Source organism: Streptomyces sp. NPDC006687, from assembly GCF_040636215.1.
In the GTDB taxonomy this organism is placed as follows: Bacteria; Actinomycetota; Actinomycetes; order Streptomycetales; family Streptomycetaceae; genus Streptomyces.
The window spans coordinates 39,687-58,817 of record NZ_JBEYJJ010000022.1 but is presented as its reverse complement, the minus strand read 5'-3'; the positions used below and the strand labels follow the sequence as shown (position 1 = coordinate 58,817).

Below are 19,131 nucleotides of genomic sequence, written 5' to 3'. Positions count from 1 at the left end.
CCCGTGACGCGCCCTGGAAACGTCCCGCTATGTCCCGCGGTGCCCATGGCTCCCCCGCCGGCCCGGGCGCGGCCTGGCGGTCCGGCCTATCCTGGAGACGGCGGCCGGAAGTGCGAGCGGCCTCCCGGCCACCGGGTCCGGGCACGCGCGCGCACCCCTCTCCGAAACCCCAGCGCCCGCGTGCCGGCTCGGCGCCCCGGTGAGGACACGACCGGCCCGCGCGGCCGGAGACGGACGGGAGGACGTGGCGGTGCCGGAAGGATCAGCACAACGCCGGATCGTGGTGGTCAGGCATGCCAAGGCGGTCCCCAAGCGGGCCACCGACGACTTCGGGCGCGGCCTGTCCGACCGGGGATCCCACGAGGCCCCCCTGGCCGGGGACTGGCTGGAGCGCTCCGGGTACGCGGTGGACCTGGCCCTGTGCTCCTCGGCACGGCGGACCCGCCAGACCTGGCAGCTCATGCTGCCCCGGCTGAGCCAGCCGCCGCCCACCCTCTACCAGGACCGCCTCTACGAGGCCGACGCGGACGGCCTGCTCGCCGCCGTGCGGGAGGCCGCCGACGAGGTGGCCGGGCTGCTGCTCATCGGCCACAACCCGGCCGTCCAGGAGTTCGCCCGGAGCCTGTGCGGCGACGGCCCGCCCGAGCTCGTCGAGCGCGTGCGGGCCGGCTTCCCGACCGCCGCCGTCGCCGTGTTCACCGTGGACGGCGCCTGGGAGGGCGCCGGTCCCGGCACGGCGCGCCTGACCGCGTTCCGGGCGCCCGGCGACGAGGACTGACCGGCTTCACCCGGCAGGGGCCGCCGGTTCTCCGGCGAGGGCGGCCAGGACCCGGTCCGGGGTCAGGGGCAGTTCGCGCAGGCGCCGTCCGGTCGCGCGGCTCACGGCGTTGCCGATGGCCGCCGCCGCGCCGACGATGCCGATCTCCCCGATGCCCTTGCTGCCCATCGGGTTGAGGTGCTTGTCGTGCTCCTCGATCCAGTGCGCCTCGACGGCGGGCACGTCGGCGTTCACCGGCACGTGGTAGGAGGCCAGGTCGCGTTCCGCGAAGTCGCCGAACGCGGGGTCCAGGCCGCTGTGTTCGGTCAGGGCCATGCCCAGCCCCATCACCATCCCCCCGATGAACTGGGAGCGGGCCGTGAGGGGGTTGAGGACGCGGCCGGTGGCGAAGACGCCCAGCAGCCGGCGGACCCGTACCTCGCCGGTGACGGTGTCCGCCTGGACCTCGGCGAAGTGCGCCCCGAACGCGTGGCGCGCGTACGGTGACTTCTGCTTCGCCGACTGGGTGGTGTCGGCGGACGCGGAGAGCCCCGCGTCCGGCAGCGGCCCGTGGTGGCGGGCCAGCCGGTCGGTCAGGGCGGTGCAGGCGTCGTGGACGGCCCAGCCCCAGGACGCCGTCCCGGTGGAGCCGCCGGCGACGGGTCCGGCGGGCAGCTCGCTGTTGCCGAGGGACAGCGCGACGGCGTCGAGCGGAACGCCCAGCGCGTCGGCGGCGATCTGCGAGAGGACCGTACGGGCGCCCGTGCCGATGTCGGTGGCGTTGACCTCGACGAGGTAGCTGCCGTCGGGGCGGGCGTGGGCCCGGGCGCCGGCCGGGGCGATGTACACCGGGTAGGTGGCGGCGGCCACGCCGCTCCCGATCAGCAGGGGCCCCTGCCGCAGTGGCGGCCGGGGACCCGTCCAGCCGAAGCGGCTCGCGCCCTCGCGCAGGCATTCCACCAGGTGGCGGCTGCTGAAGGGGCGCCCGCTGTCGGGCTCGGTGGCCGCGTCGTTGCGTACGCGCAGCTCGACGGGGTCCATGCCGAGGGCGTCGGCCAGCTCGTCCATGGCCGACTCCAGGGCGTACATGCCGGGGGTCTCGCCGGGGGCGCGCATCCAGGAGGGGGTGGGCACGTCGAGCGCGGTGACGCGGTGGGTGGTGCGGCTGTCCGGGACGGCGTACATCACCCGGGCGGGTACGGCCGCCTGTTCGACGAACTCGCGCACCTGCGAGGTGTGGGTGGTGACCTCGTGGGTGAGGGAGAGGAGGGTGCCGTCGGGGCGGGCGCCGAGCCGCACGCGGTGCAGGGTGGGCGCGCGGTGGCCGACGGTGGCGGCCATGTGCTGGCGGGGCAGGGCCACGGTGACGGGGCGCCCGCAGTGCCGGGTGGCCATGACGGCGAGGACGACGTGCGGCCGGGGGGTGCCCTTGGAGCCGAAGCCGCCGCCCACGTGCTCGGCCAGGACGGTGACCCGGTCCTGCGCCAGCCGGAACAGCCCGGCGAGGACGGCGCGGACCACCGTGGTGCCCTGGCAGGAGTCGTACACCGTGAGGTGGCCGCGTCCGGCGTCCCAATCGGCGGTGGCGGCGTGCGGCTCCATGGCGTGGTTGTGCAGCGGGGGCACCGCGTAGCGGACGTCGACGCGTACGGGCGCGGCCTCGAACGCCCCGTCGGGGTCGCCCTGTTCGCGGTGCGCCGGGTAGCCGCCGTTGACCTCCTCGGGGGTGTAGAGGCCCGGGTGGTCCTCGCGCAGGACGACGTCGTGCGGCTCGGGCTCGTAGCTGACGCGCACGGCGTCGGCCGCGGCGCGGGCGCCCTCCAGGGTCTCGGCGACGGCGAGCGCCACGTACCAGCCGCGGTGCGGTACCCGCAGGTCCTGGAGGAGCTGGAGGGTGGGGTCGTCGGAGGGGCCCAGGCGCGGCGCGTCGTAGGGGGTGAGGACGGCCAGGACGCCGGGCAGGGCCAGGGCCGCGGCGGTGTCGACGGCGGTGATCCTGCCGCGGGCGATCGTGGCGGGCACCGGCCAGGCGTAGGCCCGTCGCGGGAGGTGGCGTTCGGCGGCGTACAGCGCGGTGCCGGTGACCTTCTCCGGGCCTTCGCGCCGCGGGACGGGGGCACCGAGGGAGGTCCGGGCGCTGGTGTCGAGGGTGGCGGAGGTGGGGCTCATCGTGGTCCTGTTCCTGCTCGGCGGCGCCGCTCACGGCATGGCGGGGGGTCCAGGGTGCGTACCGGCGGCCAGCGTGGCGAGGGCGTCGCAGGCGAGGTTGCGGGCGAGGGGGATCTTGTACGCGTTGTCGCGCAGGGGCTGCGCCCGGGCGAGTTCGGCGTCGACGGCCGCGCGGACGGTGTCCGGGTGCGGTTCGGCGCCGGTCAGCCGGGCCTCGGCCGTGGTGGCCCGCCAGGGCCGGTGGGCGAGGCCGCCGAAGGCGAGGGCGATCCGGCGTACGCGGCCGTCGTCGGGGCCGAGGTCGAGGACGACGGCGACGGAGGCGAGGGCGAAGGCGTACGAGGCGCGTTCGCGGGCCTTGCGGTAGAGCGAGACGGCGCCGGCGGCCGGGGCGGGCAGCAGCACCGCCGTGATGATCTCTCCGGGGCGGATGACGGTGTCCTGCTCGGGGCGGTCGCCGGGCAGCCGGTGGAACTCGGCGGCCGCGACGGTGCGGGTGGTGTCCGGGCCCGCGTACAGCTCGACCTCGGCGTCCAGCGCGGCGAGGGCCACGGCCAGGTCGGAGGGGTGGGTGGCGATGCAGTGCTCGGAGTGTCCGAAAATGGCGTGGTCGCGGTGGATTCCCTCGCGGGCCCCGCAGCCGCTGCCGGGTTCGCGCTTGTTGCACGGCTTGGAGGGGTCCTGGAAGTAGCCGCAGCGGGTGCGCTGGAGCAGGTTGCCGCCGGTGGTGGCGACGTTGCGGAGCTGTCCGGAGGCGCCGGCGAGCAGGGCCTGGGAGAGCAGCGGGTAGCGGGTGCGGACCCGTGGGTCGGCGGCCAGGTCGCTGTTGCGGACGGTCGCGCCGACGCGCAGGCCGCCGTCGGGGAGGTCGGTGATCTCGTCCAGGGGGAGCCTGGAGAGGTCGATGAGGGCGGCGGGGGTCTCGACGCCCAGTTTCATCAGGTCCACCAGGTTGGTGCCGCCGGCGAGGTAGCGGGAACCGGGGTGCGTGGCGTAGGCGTCGGCGGCCTCGCCGAGGCTGGTGGCGCGTACGTAGGCGAAGGGCTTCATACGGTCACGTCCGCTCCGGTCCGGGTGGCCGCGGTGTCCGCGCCCGCCTCGGCGACGGCCCGGACGATCGCGGGGTAGGCGCCGCAGCGGCAGATGTTCCCGCTGAGCCGTTCCCTGATCTCCTCGGCGGTCAGCTGGACGGCCCCGGTCCCGGCGGCGGTGACGTGCGAGGGGTCGCCGGCGGCGGCTTCGCGGAGGGCGCCGACGGCGGAGCACAGCTGGCCGGGGGTGCAGTAGCCGCACTGGAAGGCGTCGTGGGCGAGGAAGGCGCGCTGGAGGGGGTGCAGGGCGCCGTCGGGTCCGGCGAGGCCCTCCACGGTGGTGACCGCGCAGCCGTCGAGGGTGACGGCGAGGAGCAGGCAGCTGTTGGCGCGTCGGCCGTCCACGAGGACGGTGCAGGCGCCGCACTGCCCGTGGTCGCAGCCCTTCTTGGCGCCGGTGAGGCCGAGGTCCTCGCGCAGGGCGTCGAGGAGGGTGACGCGGTGGTCCAGGTCGAGGTCGTGGCGGTGCCCGTTGACGCGCAGGCTCACGCGGGAGCGGGTGCCGCCGACGAGGGCGCCGTCCGGCGTGCCGGGCGCCGGGCGGGGTGCGGGCGGGTCGGGTGCGTGGGCCACGACGAACTCCCTTGTCGTCCGGTGGGGAGGAACATCCGTTCCGTCCCACCGCCCAGCCTGGCCCCTCACCCGCCCGCACGCCCACCGCGCCCCCGGCGTGCTCCCCGGACCCACCCGTACGGCCGACGGCCGGCCGCGTAACCTCTGGCCTGTGATCAGTAGGAAAGTCGTACTCTTCGATGTCGACGGCACCCTCATGGACGCCGTCGAGAACCAGCGGCGCGTCTGGCACGCCTGGGCGGACCACCACGGGCTCGACGGGGACGAGGTGTACGCCGTCGCGCTGCGGACGCGGCCGGTGGAGACGTTCGCGGCCGTGGCCCCCGGGGAGGACCCGGACGCGTGCCTCGCCCTGCTGCACGCGCTGGAGGACGAGGACGTACGGACGGGCACCTACGCGGCCTTCGACGGCGCCGCCGCGCTGCTGGACGCGCTGCCGGCCGGCCGGTGGGCGCTGGTGACCTCGAACTACGAGCACCGGGTGCGCGCGCGGTTCGAGCGGACCGGGCTGCCCCTGCCCGGCCTGGTCGTGGACGCGGCCCGCGTCAGCGAGGGGAAGCCGTCGCCGGTGCCGTACCTCCTGGCCGCCCGGGAGCTGGGCGTGGACCCGGCCGACTGCCTGGTGATCGAGGACGCGCCCTCCGGCGTACGGTCGGGGCGCGCGGCCGGGATGACCGTCTGGACCGTCAACACGCCCTCGCCCGCGGAGGGCTCGCACCGGCACTTCGCCACCCTGGCCCGGGCCGCGCCCGAGATCCTGGCACTGGTCAGGGGGTGACGGCCGCCGACGCGGTGTCGATGAACTCGTCCAGCACCTCGCGGGAGCGGACGAGGTCGGTGATGAGGCGGTCGATGCGGGCGCGCTCGGCGACCAGTTCGGTGACCAGCCGGGCGTCGGTCCGCTCGGTCGGGCCCGCGTCGACGTCCCGCATGCACGGGAGGAGTTGGGCGATCTTCTTGCTGTTGAGCCCCGCCGCGTACAGCGACTGGATGCGGATGACGCGGTCGACGGCCCAGGCGCCGTAGTCACGGTGGCCGCCGGGGGTGCGCTCCGCGACGAGGAGGCCCTGCTTCTCGTAATAGCGCAGGGAGCGCTCGCTCACGCCGCTGCGCCGCGCCAGTTCACCGATCCGCATCCCGACCCCGTCCTCCGCAAAGGCACTTGAACCTGACACCGGTGTCAACTTCTACCGTACCGGCATGACGAACACCACCCCGAACTCCCCTGCCACCTCACGCCTCTTCGAGCCCGCCCGCCTCGGCCCGCTGGCCCTGCCCAACCGCCTCGTCATGGCCCCCCTGACCCGTAACCGGGCCTCCGCAGACGGCGTCCCCACCCCCCTGATGGCCACGCACTACGCCCAGCGCGCCTCCGCCGGGCTGATCATCGCCGAGGGCACGACACCGAACGCCGCCGGCCAGACCTTTCCCGACATCCCCGGCATCCACACCCCGGAGCAGGTGGCCGGGTGGCGCGCGGTGACCGGGGCCGTACGGGCGGCGGGCGGGCGGATGTTCCTCCAGCTCCAGCACGGCGGCCGGATCGGGCACCCCGACACCAGCGGGCTCACCCCGGTCGCCCCGTCGCCGCTGCCCCTCCCCGACGGGATCCACACGCGCGCCGGGCACACCCCCTCCGTCGTCCCGCACGCGCTCACCCCCGACGAGATCCGGGCCACCGTCGCCGACTACGCCACGGCCGCGCGGCGGGCGGTCGCGGCGGGCTTCGAGGGCGTGGAGGTGCACTCCGCCAACGGGATGCTGCCGCACCAGTTCCTCGCTCCGAACACCAACCGGCGGACGGACGCGTACGGCGGCCCGGTCGCGCACCGGATCCGGTTCCTGGCCGAGACCGTCCGGGCCGTGGCCGGAGCCATCGGCCCGGAGCGGGTCGGCCTGCGGATCTCGCCCGGACGCACGATCAACGGCGTGCAGGAGGGCGCCGAGACCGAGGCCCTCTACACGGCGCTGCTCGCCGCCCTGGCCGACGGGGGTCTCGCCTACCTCCACATCGTCTTCGCCGACCCGGACCAGCCCCTGTTCCACACCCTGCGCGCGGCATGGCCGGGCACCCTGATCGCCAACCCGGACCTGGGCTGGGGCGGCCCCCTCCCCGCCGACGGGGGCCGCGCGGCCGGCGAGCGGCTCCTGGCCTCGGGGGCCGATCTGATCGCCCTCGGCCGCGCCTTCGTGGCCAACCCCGACCTGGTCGAACGCCTGCGCACCGGCGCACCGCTCAACCCCGTACGGGAGCAGTACCTGATGTACACGGGCGGGGCGGAGGGCTACAACGACTACCCCACCCTCGCCGAGGCCCCCGTCCCCGCACCCGCTCACGCCCCCGCCCCCGTGACGGCGGCGTGACGGCCGGTGCGAGGACGGCGAGGCTTCCCCCGGCGCCCGGCGGGCCCGCGCCCTCAGCTCAGCCGGGCGTCGGCGTAGACGGTCATCGCCTCACGCTGATAGGCGGCGAGACCCTCCGCGATCTTGTCGAAGTTCTCACGGAAGCGCGGGTCCTCGACGTACGTCGCCCCCAGTCCCCTGTACGCCTCGGCGTTCGGGGTCCAGAAGCGGCAGACGCTCCGGTAGTGGACGTCGACCTCGGCCTGGACGGCCGGGTCGGCGACCGGGGTGCCGGCGGCCATGAACTCCGCGAAGCGGATCATCTGCGCGGTGACCTCGCGCTGCCACTCCTCGGCGGCCTCCCCGTCCAGGCCCTCGACGGCCTGCCGGGACTCCTCGTACGCGGCCGGCCAGCGCTCGCGGACCTCGGCCTCCATCGCGGGGTCGGGCTGGAAACCCTCGAAGAGGTTCTCTGGGCGGTTGATCTTCACCATGGTCTCGTCATCCTCGCTTTCCTCCAGATCGGCGATGGTGCGGGCCACCGTCCGGGCCAGGGTCCCGATCCGGTCCTGCTCCGCGAGCAGCCGTGCGTGGTGCTCGCGCAGCACGGACACGGGGTCGGCCTGGCTGTCCAGGACGGCCCGGATCTCCCGCAGGCCCACGTCCAGCTCCCGCATCAGCAGGATCTGCTGGAGCCGGAGCAGCTGGGACTCCCCGTAGTACCGGTGCCCGTTGCCCGCGACGTACGCGGGCGGCAGCAGACCGATGTCGTCGTAGTGCCGCAGCGTCCGGGACGTGACCCCCGACATCCGGGCCACCTCCGCGATCGACCAGGCCGTCATCGGCGCTGTCCTTCCGTCGCCGGGGCCGGCGCTTCCGGCCCCACACGAGGACCGTACGAGTTGACGCCGCGTCAACCGCAACCCGGAGCCGCACCGTCCTGTGCCGTCAGCGCCTGGGGCCGGCGGCCCCGGCCGACGGGGGGAGTGGGGTCTGACGTGTGCTCAGGAGCAGGGCGTACCGCCCAGCGTGAAACGCGCCGGGGAGGCGTTGGTGCCCGCATACCTCGCCTGGAAGCCGAAGCTCACACTGCCGCCGGGCTCCAGCGTGCCGTTCCAGCCGGCGTCCCGGGCGGTGACCGCGCTGCCGGACTGGCTCACCGTGGCGTTCCAGGCGCTGCCGATCCGCTGGTCACCCGCGAAGCTCCAGCCGAGCGTCCACCCCGAGACCGGGGAGCTTCCCGTGTTCCTCAGGGTGACCGTCGCCGTGAAGCCGTCGCCCCAGGCGTTGTCGACCCGGTACTCCACCGCGCAGGAGGCCGCCGGGGCGCCGCGCCGCTCGGCCGCGAAGGCCGCCAGCCAGGCCAGCGAGGCGTTCCAGTTGACCGCCACCTCGTTGGTGGAGTACGAGCCGATGTCGTCCACGTAACACGCCGCGGGAGCGCAGCCGGCGAGCTTCTCCCTGGCCACCGGGTCCTCCAGTCCCGCGTTCGGGCCCCCCGCCAGGGAGCCGGCCGGCGGATGCGGCAGGGAGGCGTCGTTCTGGTGGGCCCAGAACCGGTGGTGCTGGTTCTCGGAGGGGCGTTCTCCGTAGCCGGTGACGTAGGAGAGGTCGAGCGCGTTGCGGCCGAGCAGGTAGTCCAGGGACTCCAGCGCCCCTGCACGGTAACGCTGTTGGCCGGTGATCTCGTACGCGACGGCCAGCACCATCGCGTTGTTGGTGGCGGCGCTGTTGGAGCCCCACACGTATCCGGTGGCGGGGAGGGGCACCGCGTAGCCCTGTCCGGACATCGTCGACAGGTGGCCGTCGGCGGCCGTGGTCAGCAGGCCGCGCAGCCGCGCCACGTCGTCGGCGGGCAGGCTCACGCCGGGGACGGTGGCGAGGGTGATGCGGCCGAGCGTCGCGGTGCCGCCCCACCAGAACGCGTCGACGGGCTTGGCGTGGTGCGGGGAGGAGGTGACGGCGTCCCGGTACGGCGACTCCCCCGTGGTGGCCAGGAGTTCCGCCGCCGCCCAGTAGAACTCGTCGGAGACGTCGGCGTCCTCGTAGGCACCGCCGCCGGTGGTGTCGCCCGCCGGGGCGAGTACGTCCGGGTGGGCCTTGGCGGCCGTCCAGGCGCGGCGGGCGGCGTCCAGGCAGCGCGCGGCGAACGCGGCGTCGTACGGCGCGTACACCCGGGCGCACTGCGCGGCCGAGGCCGCCAGGTTCAGCGTGGCGGCGGTCGACGGTTTGTGCACCTCCCGCTGCTCGGAGTCCAGTTCCGGCCGGGTGGGCAGGGCGGTCCACTGGGCGTCGTGCACCTTGTGGAAGGCCATCCCGGCCAGCGGCTTCCCGGCCGGCACCTGCATCCGCATCAGGAACTCCAGCTCCCAGCGGGCCTCGTCCAGCACGTCGGGCATCCCGTTGCCCCGCTCCGGCACCCTCAGCGTCGCGTCGCCGAGCGCCGCGTCACCCCCCGAACGGCGCGCCCGTTCGAAGGAGTTGACCAGTTCCCAGACGGAGATGCCGCCGTTGACCACGTACTTGCCCTGGTCCCCGGCGTCGTACCAGCCACCGCGCACGTCCAGGGAGTAGTCGCACGCCCCGGCCTGGCAGGGGGTGCTGCTGTCCCCCTTGTTCGGGGCGACGCCCAGGTGTCCGGCAGGGCGGGCGTAGGCGACGCCGCCCGCCAGGGCCGCGTCGATCGCGATGCCGCTGCGCTGCTGGTAGAAGAAGGACATGCTGTCGGCGCGCAGTCCGTCGTACAGCGATGCGGAGAGGTCGAAGGGGTGGCTGCTCTGGCCGCCGACGGTCAGGGTGTAGCCGGTGCCGGTGCCGGTGTACGCGCCGAAGTCCACCAGGTGCGTGGACTGGCCGGACGCCTGGTCCGCGCCGCGCACGGTGGTGGTGCCCGAGGCGGCCACCGCGCCCGTGGAGTCGCGCAGTTGCCAGCCGAGGGGAGTGGTCGCGGGGCTGACCACGGTGGCCCGCTTGGGGCCGTCGGGCAGGTAGCCGAGCTGGTTGACCCGGACGGGTGTGCCAGCTACGGCGGGGGCGGCGGCCACGGTGGGAGCGGCCGCGGCCGGGCCGGCCAGGGCGGTCAGGGACGGGCCGCCGGCAGCCAGGGCCAACCCGGCGAGCACGGCGGCCGCGCGGCGGGACACACCGCGCGCGAAGGTGACAGGAGGAGGCACGGGCAGGGCCTTCCTAGGCGAAGAATGGGAGCGCTCCCATGAAGCCAGCCGCCGGAAGGCCCCGTCAAGTGCCGTGCCCGGGCGGGCACGGCGCCTTCTCCGCCTCAGGAGGCCGTGCGGGCGCCCGAAAGCCGGCCGGCGGTGTTGCCGTAGTAGGCGTCCGGTCCGTGCTTGCGGGTGAAGTGCCGCTCCATCAGATGCACCGGCGGCGGGGAGGTGTCCCCGAGGCGGGCTCCCAGCGCCAGGGTGTGCAGCGCCATCTCCGCCACGGCCTCGCAGACGATGGCGTTCTCCAGCGCGGCCGTCGCGGTGGCGCCCCAGGTGAAGGGGCCGTGGCGCGAGACGAGCGCTCCGGGGACCTCGTCGGCCCGGCGGGCGTCACCGTCGAGCCGGGCGACGATCACCTGTCCGGTGTTGTACTCGTAGTCCCGCGCGCACTGCTCGGCGGTGAGGTCCGCCGTCACGGGGACGGGCCCGTTGAAGGTGTCGGCGTGGGTCGTGCCGAGCACGGGGATCGGGCGGCACGCCTGGGCGAAGGCGACGGCGTGCGCCGAGTGCGTGTGGGTGACGCCCCCGAGGGAGGGGAAGGCCAGGTACAGGCAGCGATGGGTCTCGGTGTCGGTGGACGGCCTGAGGTGCCCGTCGACGACCCGCCCGTCCTCCAGCGCCACCACCACCAGGTCCTCCTCGGTGAGGTCGGCGTAGGAGACCCCGGACGGCTTGATGACGAAGACCCCGGCGTCCCGGTCCACTCCACTGACGTTCCCCCAGGTGAGGGTGGCCAGCCCGGCTTCCGGGATGCGCAGGTTGGCCGCGAGGACCTCGCGCCGGAGGTTCTTGAGGCTGGTCTGGCTCACTACGCTCTCACCGTCTTTCCGGTATGCGCTGCGGCTGCCCGGGGCCGGGGCATCCGGCAGGCTCCGCGGTCGCGCATCAGGGGCTGGGCCGATCGGGGGCAACTGCCGGAGCCACGACCGGGCTCCGGCCGCTGTCCCCTGTCGAATTGTTAGCGCTAACAGGCGATGAGCTCAAGAGGGAAGAGCACATTCCCGTCCGCACCATGCGATCGGCACTGCATAATGTGAACGCCCACATCGGCATGGCCGCTCGACGAGGAAAGGACGAGAGGTGACCCGGCTCCCAGACGTCTCGCGAGCGCCCACGATGACGGACGTCGCGCGCGTCGCAGGCGTGTCCCACCAGACCGTTTCGCGGGTGCTCAGCGACCACCCGAACGTCAGCGCCAAGACCCGGGCCGCGGTGACACAGGTCATCGAGCAGCTGGGGTACCGCCGCAATTCGGCGGCCCGGGCCCTGGCCACCCGCCGGACCCACACCCTGGGCGTCATCGCGGTGAACACCACGCTCCACGGGCCCGCCAGCACCGTGGCGGGGGTGCAGGAGGCGGCTCGCGACCGCGGCTACCTGACCTCAGCCGTCACGCTCCGGACGGCCACCCAGACGGCCCTCGCCGAAGCCATGCAGCACCTCGCCGGCTGGGGCGTGGAGGGGATCGTCGCCGTCACCCCCCAGCGCGCCGCGGTGCGGGCGCTGGCGGCACTGGAAGCTCCGTGCCCGGTGGTCACCGTGGAAGGCGGCCACACCCTGGACCTGCCGGGGGTGTCGCTGGACCAGAACCTCGGCGCCCGCATGATCACGGACCATCTCCTCGCCTCCGGCCATTCCACCGTGTGGCACGTCGCCGGCCCTCCCGACTGGCTGGAGAGCGAGGCCCGCACGCAGGGGTGGGAGGACGCCCTGCGCGAGGCCGGAGCCGAGGTGCCGCCCCTGCTGCGCGGTGACTGGAGCCCTCTCTCGGGCTACCAGGCCGGCCAGCAGCTGGCGGGCCGGGTACGGGCGTCCGGCGGACGGGGGGCGGGCCTCACCGCGGTGTTCGTCGCCAACGACCAGATGGCCCTCGGGGTCCTGCGGGCCTTGCGGGAAGCGGGCCTGCGCACCCCGGAGGACGTGGCGGTCGCCGGCTTCGACGACATCCCCGAGGCGGAGTTCTTCCCGCCGCCGCTGACGACGATCCGTCAGGACTTCGCCTCCCTCGGCCGGGACAGCATCGGCCTGCTCCTGGACCACATCGAGGGCCGGGCCAAGGAACCGGCGCACCTGGTGGTGGCCCCCGAGCTGATCGTGCGCGCCAGCACGGCCCGCAGGATCACTCCCTCCGGCGCCTGACCCGCCCTGCCCCGGTCCCCCCGGGGGGAGCGGGGCACGCCCCCGGGGGATGGAGCGGCGGCCGGGGGTCACCCGGCGGCGGGGCGGCGGCCGCTCATCAGGCGTTGCAGCACGATGAACACGAGCAGCAGGGCGCCGATGACGATCCGGGTCCACCAGGAGCTGAGCGTGCCCTGGAAGTTGACCACCGTCTGGATCAGGCCGAGGACCAGCACCCCGAGGGCGGTGCCCAGGACGAAGCCGGAACCTCCGGTCAGCAGCGTGCCGCCGATCACGGTGGCGGCGATGGCGTCGAGCTCCATGCCGAGGGCGTGGAGGGCGTAACCGGAGAGCGTGTAGAAGGTCAGCAACAGGCCGCCGAGCGCGGAGCACAGGCCGCTGACGCCGTACACGGCGATCTTGGTGGAGCCCGTCGGCAGACCCATCAGGCGGGCGGACGTCTCGTTGCCGCCCAGCGCGTACACGGTGCGGCCGAAGCGCGTGTGGTGCAGGACGACGAAGGCGGTCACCAGCACGGCCAGGGCGATGACCACCGGGATCGAGACGAACAGTCCCCCCGGGCCGTACAGCCGGGTCTGCGCGATCGCCGCGGTGGTGGGATCGCTGATCGTGAGGGATTCGGTGCTGATCGTGTAGCAGAGCCCCCGGGCGAGGAACATGCCGGCCAGGGTGACGATGAAGGGCTGGATCTCGAAGGTGTGGATGATCCACCCCATCAGCGTCCCGCTCGCCGCCCCGGCCAGCAGGACCAGGGGGACGACGGCGGCCAGGGGCCAGCCGTGCGACTCGACCAGCCAGGCGGTGATCATGGTCGAGAGGGCCACCATGGAGCCGATGGACAGGTCGATGCCGCCGGTGAGGATGACGAAGGTCGCCCCGACCGCGACGACCAGCAGGAAGCCGTTGTCGATCAGCAGGTTCAGCACGACCTGGGCGGACAGGAAGCCCTCGTAGCGCACCGATCCGATCCCGAACACGACGAGCAGCAGCACCGCGGTGACGATCAGCGGGATGCGGGTCCGGGTGCGCGGGGACACGGTCGCGAGGGAGCGGGTGAGGTGCGTGGCGGCGTGTCCGGTGCCCGTGCTCATGCTCGTACCTCCTGCTGCCGCGGGGTGTCGCCCGCCGGGGTGTGGGATCGGGGAGCCCCGCGGCGGCGCATGACCTTGGCCCGGAAGGCGGGGGACTGCACGAGGCAGATGGCGATGACCACGAACGCCTTGAACACGAGGGTGGTCTCGGGCGGGACGCCCAGGGTGTAGACGGTGGTGGACAGGGTCTGGATGATCAGGGCGCCCAGGACGGTTCCACCGAGGGAGAAGCGCCCGCCGGTCAGGGCGGTGCCCCCGACGACGACGGCGAGGATCGCGTCGAGTTCGATCCACAGGCCGGCGTTGTTGCCGTCGGCACTGGAGACGTTCGAACTGATCATCAGCCCTGCGACGGCGGCGCACAGCGCGCTGAAGACGTAGACCAGGGCGAGCAGACCGCCGGCCCGGATGCCGGCCAGGCGGCTGGCGGCGGGGTTGCCGCCGACGGCCTCGATCAGCATGCCGAGGGCACTGCGACGGGTGAGGACGGCGGTGAGCGCGACGAGGACGGCCGCCAGCAGGACGGCGAACGGGAGGGCCAGCCAGTAGCCGCCCCCGATCATCTTGTAGGGGGCGCTGGTCACGGTGATGATCTGGCCGTCCGTGATCAGCTGGGCGACGCCGCGGCCCGCGACCATCAGGATCAACGTGGCCACGATGGGCTGCACCCCCAGCCACGACACCAGGAAGCCGTTGGCCAGGCCCAGCACGAGGGCGACCCCGAGCGCGAGGGCCACGGCGGTGAGCATGGTGGCGACGCTGCCGGGATGCGCGGCGGTGGACAGGTGCCCGCAGGCGAGCGCGCCGGCGATGGCGACGGTGGAGCCCACCGAGAGGTCGATCCCGCGGGTGGCGATGACCAGGGTCATGCCGAGCGCCACCAGGACGAGGGGCGCGCCGAACCGCAGGATGTCGACGAGGCTGCCGTAGAGGTGGCCGTCGCGTACGCGGACCGCGAAGAAGTCGTGGTGGAACGCGAGGTTGCCGAGGAGCAGGGTGAGCAGGGTGGCCGCGGGCCACAGCAGGCGGTGGCGGGCCAGGCGTCTCCCGGTCGCGCCGGCCGTCCCGGACGGGGCGGGCTGGAGGGTCATGAGTCCGTTCCGGTGGCGATGGTGGTGAGGAGGCGGTCGGGCGTGACGGTGCCGTCGTTCGCCAGGGTGGCCACCATGCGGTGGTCGCGGAGGACGGCGATGCGGTGGCTCAGGCGCAGGACCTCTTCGAGTTCCGCCGAGATGAACACCACGGCGGTGCCGTCGCCCGCCAGGCGGGCCACGAGTTTCTGGATCTCCGCCTTGGCCCCGATGTCGATGCCCCGGGTGGGTTCGTCGAGGATCAGCAGCCGCGGTGCGGTCAGCAGCCAGCGCGCGAGGAGCACCTTCTGCTGGTTGCCTCCGCTGAGGTGGCGTACCTGCGCTTCGGGGTCGGCGGGGCGGATGTCCAGGGCCCGGATCCACCGCCCCGCGAGCTCGTCCTGCCTGGCGCGCGGCAGCGGCCTGGTCCAGCCCCGGACGGCCTGGAGGGCGAGCACGATGTTCTCGCGGACGGTGAGCTCGCCCACCAGTCCCTCGGACGTGCGGTTCTCGGAACAGAAGGCGATGCCCCGGGCGATGGCCTGGCGGGGGCCGCGCAGGAGCACCTTCTCGCCCTCGATGCTCACTTCTCCGGCGTCCGCGCTGTCCGCGCCGAACAGCAGGCGTGCCGCCTCGGTACGGCCCGAGCCCAGGAGGCCGGCCAGTCCGACGACCTCGCCCGCGTGGACGTCGAGGTCGAAGGGTTCGATCGAGCCCGTGCGGGTCAGTTGCCGCGCCTGGAGGAACGGCCGGCCGCCCGCCCGTCCGGCCCCTTGCGCGGGGCCGCGGTCCGACAGCTGGTCGAGGGTGGCCAGTTCTCCGCCGATCATGCGCTGCACGAGCGTCACCGGGGTGAGCTCGCCGATGGGGTACTCGCCTTCCAGCCGGCCGTTGCGCAGGATGGTGACCCGGTCGCACAGATCGAATACCTGGTCGAGGAAGTGGGTGACGAACAAGATGGCCACACCGCGGTCCCGCAGCCTCCGTACCAGGGCGAAGAGCTGGGCCACCTCCTCGCGGTCGAGGCTGGAGGTGGGTTCGTCCAGGACGAGCACCTTCGCCGAGACGTCCACCGCCCGGACGATGGCGACCAGTTGCTGGACGGCCAGGGAATGCGAGCCGAGCAGGCTGGTGACGTCCAGGCCGAGCTCCAGTTCCGTCAGCAGAGCCGCCGCCCGCCGGCGCGTCGCGGACCAGTGGACGAGACCGAACCGGCGCGGTTCGCGCCCGAGGAGGATGTTCTCGGCGACCGAGATGTTGGGGCAGAGATTGACCTCCTGGTAGACGGTGCTGATCCCGGCCCGCTGCGCCTGGAGGGGGTCCCTGAAGGCGTGGGGCCGGCCGTCGACGACGAGGGTGCCGCCGTCGGCGGGCTGGACACCGGTGAGCACCTTGATCAGGGTGGACTTCCCGGCGCCGTTCTCTCCCATCAGGGCGTGCACCTCGCCCGGGAAGAGCCGCAGGGCGACCCCGTCGAGGGCGAGCACACCCGGGAACCGCTTGCGGATGCCGTGGGCCTCCAGGACCGGCCGCGCGTCGCGGGTGCCCGTGGGCGGCGGGGTGGACGGGGATTCCATCCGTCCTCCTCTCGTGTGTGGGTCCGCGTCAGTACGTGCGGGACGGCAGCGCGGCCGCGGCCTTGTCCTGCGGGAACACGCCTTCCTGGGTCTCGACCCGGGCCGGTACGCTCTCCCCCGCGACGACCTTCCGGGCCAGCTCCATCAGCTGGTCGCCGAGGAGCGGGTTGCACTCCACCACGACGTTGATCTTGCCCTCGGTCATCGCGGTGAAGGCGTCCTTGATCCCGTCCACCGAGATCACCTTGATGTCCGTCCCGGGCTTCTTGCCGGACTCCTCGATGGCCTGGATGGCGCCGAGGGCCATGTCGTCGTTGTGGGCGTAGAGGACGTCGATGTCCTTCTGGGACTTCAGGAACGCCTGCATGACCTCCTTGCCCTTGGCGCGCGTGAAGTCGCCCGACTGCGAGGCGACGATCTTGAACTTGCCGTCGCCGCGGAGGGCCTCGGCGAAGCCGGCCTTGCGGTCGTTGGCGGGTGCGGAGCCCGTGGTGCCCTGGAGCTCGACGATGTTGACCGGACCCTGCTCGCCGGCGTAGGCGCCGGTCAGCCACTCCCCCGCGGACCTGCCCTCCTTGACGAAGTCCGAGCCCAGGAAGGTCTTGTAGAGGGAGGTGTCCTTGGTGTCCACGGCGCGGTCGGTGAGGATGACCGGGATGCCCGCGTCCTTGGCCTCCTTGAGCACGGTGTCCCAGCCGGACTCCACGACCGGCGAGAAGGCGATCACATCCACCTTCTGCTGGATGAAGGTGCGGATCGCCTTGATCTGGTTCTCCTGCTTCTGCTGCGCGTCGGAGAACTTGAGCTGGATCCCGGCCTTCTTCGCCGCCTCCTGGACCGACTTGGTGTTGGCGGTGCGCCAGCCGCTCTCGGCGCCGACCTGGGCGAAGCCCATGGTGATCGCACCGCCGGAACCCCCCTTGGTCTTGGCGGACGGGCCCGGGGCGGGGCCGCCGGAGGGGGCTTCGGTCGAGCAGGCGGTCAGCGCCGAGGAGGCGAGAAGCGCGGCGGCGGCGAGGAGGAGAGCTGCTCTGCGAGCCATGAGGGAATCCTTCGGGTCGGATGCGGCAGGAGAGGCGTGCCGTGAGGAAGGGGGAGCCCTGAGGAAGGAGGAGTCGTGAGGAAGGGGAGCCGTCGCATTGTGAGCGCTAACAAAGACGGTTCTCAACCCCTGTGCAGGCGTCACCTGTCCGCGTTACCTGTCCGTTATCGAGCCGGGGTGCCCCCAGGAGGCGTCATTCATGTGATCCCCCCGGACCCCTTGCCTCACCGCATTGTTAGCGCTCACACTGCCCAGGGCAGCGAGCTCCGCGGCCGGCAGCGCCACCGCCGCCCCACCCTTCCCGCGAAAGGCACTCCGTTGACGTCACCCCCTCCCCTCACGCCCGCCCCTCCCTCCGGCGAACCGGAGCAGTACACGGTCGGCGTCGACTTCGGCACGCTGTCGGGCCGCGCCGTGGTGGTGCGCGTCCGCGACGGGCAGGAGCTGGCGGCGGCGGTCCACCCCTACCGGCACGGCGTCATCGACCGGCACCTGCCGCACGGGGGCGCCCGGCTGCCCCCGGACTGGGCCCTGCAACACCCCGAGGACTGGCGGGACGTACTGCGACACGCCGTACCGCGGGCCGTGGCGGCGGCGGGGATCGACCCCGCATCGGTGATCGGCATCGCCACCGACTTCACCGCCTGCACCGTCCTGCCCACCCTGGCCGACGGAACCCCCCTCGCCGAGACGGACCTCGCCGGACGGCCGCACGCGTGGCCCAAGTTGTGGAAGCACCACGCGGCCCAGCCGCACGCCGATCGCATCAACGCGCTCGCCCACGCCCGCGGGGAGAAGTGGATCGCCCGCTACGGCGGCCGGATCTCCGCGGAGTGGCAGTTCGCCAAGGCCCTCCAGGTCCTGGAGGAGGATCCGCTCGTCTACGACACCTGTGAGCGGTGGATCGAGGCCGCCGACTGGATCGTGTGGCAGCTCACCGGATCCGAGTCCCGCAACGCCTGCACGGCCGGATACAAGGGCATCCACCAGGACGGCGCCTACCCCGGCGAGGAGTACCTGGCGGAGCTGAACCCCCGGTTCGCCGACTTCGCACGCACCCGCCTCGCGTTCCCCCTCTCCCCGCTGGGCTCACGCGTCGGCTCCCTCCGTCCCGAGGCGGCGGCATGGACCGGGCTGCGCGCCGGGATCGCCGTGGCCGCGGGCAACGTCGACGCCCATGTCACCGCGGCGGCCGCCAAGGCCCTGGAGGACGGCCGGCTGCTCGCCATCATGGGCACCTCCACCTGCCACGTCGTGAACGCCTCCGTCCTCGCCGAGGTCCCCGGCATCTGCGGTGTGGTGAACGGTGGGATCGTGGAGGGGACCTACGGCTACGAGGCGGGCCAGAGCGCGGTCGGCGACATCTTCGCCTGGGTACTGGACCAGGGCGTCCCGCCGGACTACCTCTCCGAGGCCGCCGACCGCGGCGAGGACCTGCACACCCTGCTGACCCGCAAGGCCGCCGCCCAGTCGGTCGGGGGCCACGGACTGGTCGCCCTCGACTGGCTGGGCGGCAACCGGTCCGTCCTCGTAGACCACCGTCTCTCCGGAGTCATCGTGGGCCTGACCCTCGCGACCCGCCCCGAGGACGTCTACCGCGCGCTGCTCGAAGCCACCGCGTTCGGCACCCGCGTCATCGTGGAGGCGCTGGAGAAGGGCGGCGTACCGGTGCACGAGTTCATCGTCGCGGGCGGACTGGCCAAGAACGAACTGCTGATGCAGATCTACTCCGACGTGCTGCGCCGCCCCGTCTCCCTCGCCGCGTCGGACCAGGGGCCCGCCCTCGGGTCGGCCATCCACGCCGCCGTGGCCGCCGGCGCCCACCCCGACGTACGGACGGCCGCCGCCGCGATGGGCCGCCGGCTGCCCGCCGTCTACACACCCGACGCCGGCCGGGCCGACGCCTACGACGCCCTCTTCGCCGCGTACCGGCTCCTGCACGACCAGTTCGCCACCGGCGGCCTGCTGCACCGGCTGAGGAGCATCCGCGACACGGCCCACCGCACCGGCTGACCCGCCCCGCCGTCCGTCCTCCCCGTCCGCCCGCCGCCTCGACGC

Annotated in this window: 16 protein-coding genes; 5 read left to right on the top strand and 11 right to left on the bottom strand. The window is 73.6% G+C overall.

The window, feature by feature from the left end:
- The first annotated feature begins 280 nt into the window (after positions 1-280).
- Positions 281-778, top strand: coding sequence for a histidine phosphatase family protein (locus ABZ716_RS22860; protein WP_358961272.1), 498 nt, complete (start codon positions 281-283; stop codon positions 776-778).
- 6 nt (positions 779-784) lie between these two features.
- On the opposite strand, the gene ABZ716_RS22855 is transcribed toward ABZ716_RS22860, so the two are convergent.
- From ABZ716_RS22855 to ABZ716_RS22845, 3 genes are read right to left on the bottom strand one after another with little or no spacing between them, the layout of a single operon-like run.
- Positions 785-2,926, bottom strand: a complete 2,142-nt coding sequence (locus tag ABZ716_RS22855; protein ID WP_358961269.1) for a xanthine dehydrogenase family protein molybdopterin-binding subunit — start codon at positions 2,924-2,926, stop codon at positions 785-787.
- 30 nt (positions 2,927-2,956) lie between these two features.
- A complete protein-coding gene (locus tag ABZ716_RS22850; protein ID WP_358961267.1) occupies positions 2,957-3,976 on the bottom strand; it encodes a xanthine dehydrogenase family protein subunit M in 1,020 nt (339 codons plus the stop codon).
- The gene (locus ABZ716_RS22845) at positions 3,973-4,506 is read right to left on the bottom strand and encodes a 2Fe-2S iron-sulfur cluster-binding protein (RefSeq protein WP_351888517.1); all 534 of its coding nucleotides are present in this window, start codon (positions 4,504-4,506) and stop codon (positions 3,973-3,975) included. Before ABZ716_RS22845 ends, ABZ716_RS22850 begins: the two co-directional genes overlap by 4 nt.
- 235 nt (positions 4,507-4,741) lie before the next feature.
- Here ABZ716_RS22845 and ABZ716_RS22840 point away from each other — a divergent pair, with 235 nt between their 5' ends.
- Positions 4,742-5,368, top strand: a complete 627-nt coding sequence (locus ABZ716_RS22840) for an HAD-IA family hydrolase (RefSeq protein WP_358961265.1) — start codon at positions 4,742-4,744, stop codon at positions 5,366-5,368.
- Here ABZ716_RS22840 and ABZ716_RS22835 read toward each other — a convergent pair.
- Positions 5,358-5,726, bottom strand: coding sequence for a MerR family transcriptional regulator (locus tag ABZ716_RS22835; protein ID WP_351888478.1), 369 nt, complete (start codon positions 5,724-5,726; stop codon positions 5,358-5,360). The genes ABZ716_RS22840 and ABZ716_RS22835 overlap by 11 nt on opposite strands.
- A 64-nt stretch (positions 5,727-5,790) precedes the next feature.
- Between ABZ716_RS22835 and ABZ716_RS22830 the strand changes: the two genes are divergently transcribed.
- Positions 5,791-6,954, top strand: coding sequence for an alkene reductase (locus ABZ716_RS22830; protein ID WP_358961263.1), 1,164 nt, complete (start codon positions 5,791-5,793; stop codon positions 6,952-6,954).
- 53 nt (positions 6,955-7,007) lie between these two features.
- On the opposite strand, the gene ABZ716_RS22825 is transcribed toward ABZ716_RS22830, so the two are convergent.
- From ABZ716_RS22825 to araD, 3 genes are all read right to left on the bottom strand, one after another.
- On the bottom strand, positions 7,008-7,775 hold the full coding sequence (locus ABZ716_RS22825; RefSeq protein WP_358961261.1) for a MerR family transcriptional regulator: 768 nt from the start codon (positions 7,773-7,775) through the stop codon (positions 7,008-7,010).
- A 162-nt stretch (positions 7,776-7,937) separates the two neighbouring features.
- Positions 7,938-10,112, bottom strand: a complete 2,175-nt coding sequence (locus ABZ716_RS22820; protein WP_358961290.1) for a glycoside hydrolase family 9 protein — start codon at positions 10,110-10,112, stop codon at positions 7,938-7,940.
- A 98-nt stretch (positions 10,113-10,210) separates the two neighbouring features.
- Entirely contained in the window at positions 10,211-10,963 is a 753-nt protein-coding gene (araD, locus tag ABZ716_RS22815; RefSeq protein WP_358961258.1) for an L-ribulose-5-phosphate 4-epimerase AraD, read from the bottom strand.
- Positions 10,964-11,234: 271 nt separating this feature from the next.
- Between araD and ABZ716_RS22810 the strand changes: the two genes are divergently transcribed.
- Positions 11,235-12,293 (top strand): LacI family DNA-binding transcriptional regulator, encoded by a 1,059-nt coding sequence (locus ABZ716_RS22810; protein ID WP_358961254.1) that lies wholly within the window; start codon positions 11,235-11,237, stop codon positions 12,291-12,293.
- A gap of 68 nt (positions 12,294-12,361) precedes the next feature.
- Here ABZ716_RS22810 and yjfF read toward each other — a convergent pair whose 3' ends face one another.
- The 4 genes from yjfF to ABZ716_RS22790 are packed head-to-tail and all read right to left on the bottom strand — an operon-like array spanning position 12,362 to position 17,073.
- Positions 12,362-13,384, bottom strand: a complete 1,023-nt coding sequence (gene yjfF / locus ABZ716_RS22805) for a galactofuranose ABC transporter, permease protein YjfF (protein ID WP_358961252.1) — start codon at positions 13,382-13,384, stop codon at positions 12,362-12,364.
- Positions 13,381-14,475, bottom strand: coding sequence for an ABC transporter permease (locus ABZ716_RS22800; RefSeq protein WP_358961249.1), 1,095 nt, complete (start codon positions 14,473-14,475; stop codon positions 13,381-13,383). The genes yjfF and ABZ716_RS22800 overlap by 4 nt, the downstream gene beginning before the upstream one ends.
- On the bottom strand, positions 14,472-16,031 hold the full coding sequence (locus ABZ716_RS22795; protein ID WP_358814222.1) for a sugar ABC transporter ATP-binding protein: 1,560 nt from the start codon (positions 16,029-16,031) through the stop codon (positions 14,472-14,474). Before ABZ716_RS22795 ends, ABZ716_RS22800 begins: the two co-directional genes overlap by 4 nt.
- 28 nt (positions 16,032-16,059) lie before the next feature.
- Positions 16,060-17,073 (bottom strand): ABC transporter substrate-binding protein, encoded by a 1,014-nt coding sequence (locus ABZ716_RS22790; protein WP_358814223.1) that lies wholly within the window; start codon positions 17,071-17,073, stop codon positions 16,060-16,062.
- A gap of 318 nt (positions 17,074-17,391) precedes the next feature.
- Here ABZ716_RS22790 and araB point away from each other — a divergent pair, with 318 nt between their 5' ends.
- Positions 17,392-19,086: a ribulokinase gene (gene araB, locus ABZ716_RS22785; RefSeq protein ID WP_358961247.1), complete on the top strand. Its 1,695-nt coding sequence runs from the start codon at positions 17,392-17,394 to the stop codon at positions 19,084-19,086.
- The last annotated feature ends 45 nt before the right edge of the window (positions 19,087-19,131 follow it).

What these genes read in the sequence shown, in the direction of transcription:
- ABZ716_RS22855 (WP_358961269.1), bottom strand. Translation starts at nt 2,926, where the DNA reads ATGAGCCCCACCTCCGCCACCCTCGACACCAGCGCCCGGACCTCCCTC.
- ABZ716_RS22850 (WP_358961267.1), bottom strand. Translation starts at nt 3,976, where the DNA reads ATGAAGCCCTTCGCCTACGTACGCGCCACCAGCCTCGGCGAGGCCGCC.
- ABZ716_RS22835 (WP_351888478.1), bottom strand. Translation starts at nt 5,726, where the DNA reads ATGCGGATCGGTGAACTGGCGCGGCGCAGCGGCGTGAGCGAGCGCTCC.
- ABZ716_RS22830 (WP_358961263.1), top strand. Translation starts at nt 5,791, where the DNA reads ATGACGAACACCACCCCGAACTCCCCTGCCACCTCACGCCTCTTCGAG.
- ABZ716_RS22825 (WP_358961261.1), bottom strand. Translation starts at nt 7,775, where the DNA reads ATGACGGCCTGGTCGATCGCGGAGGTGGCCCGGATGTCGGGGGTCACG.
- yjfF (WP_358961252.1), bottom strand. Translation starts at nt 13,384, where the DNA reads ATGAGCACGGGCACCGGACACGCCGCCACGCACCTCACCCGCTCCCTC.
- ABZ716_RS22800 (WP_358961249.1), bottom strand. Translation starts at nt 14,475, where the DNA reads ATGACCCTCCAGCCCGCCCCGTCCGGGACGGCCGGCGCGACCGGGAGA.
- ABZ716_RS22795 (WP_358814222.1), bottom strand. Translation starts at nt 16,031, where the DNA reads ATGGAATCCCCGTCCACCCCGCCGCCCACGGGCACCCGCGACGCGCGG.
- ABZ716_RS22790 (WP_358814223.1), bottom strand. Translation starts at nt 17,073, where the DNA reads ATGGCTCGCAGAGCAGCTCTCCTCCTCGCCGCCGCCGCGCTTCTCGCC.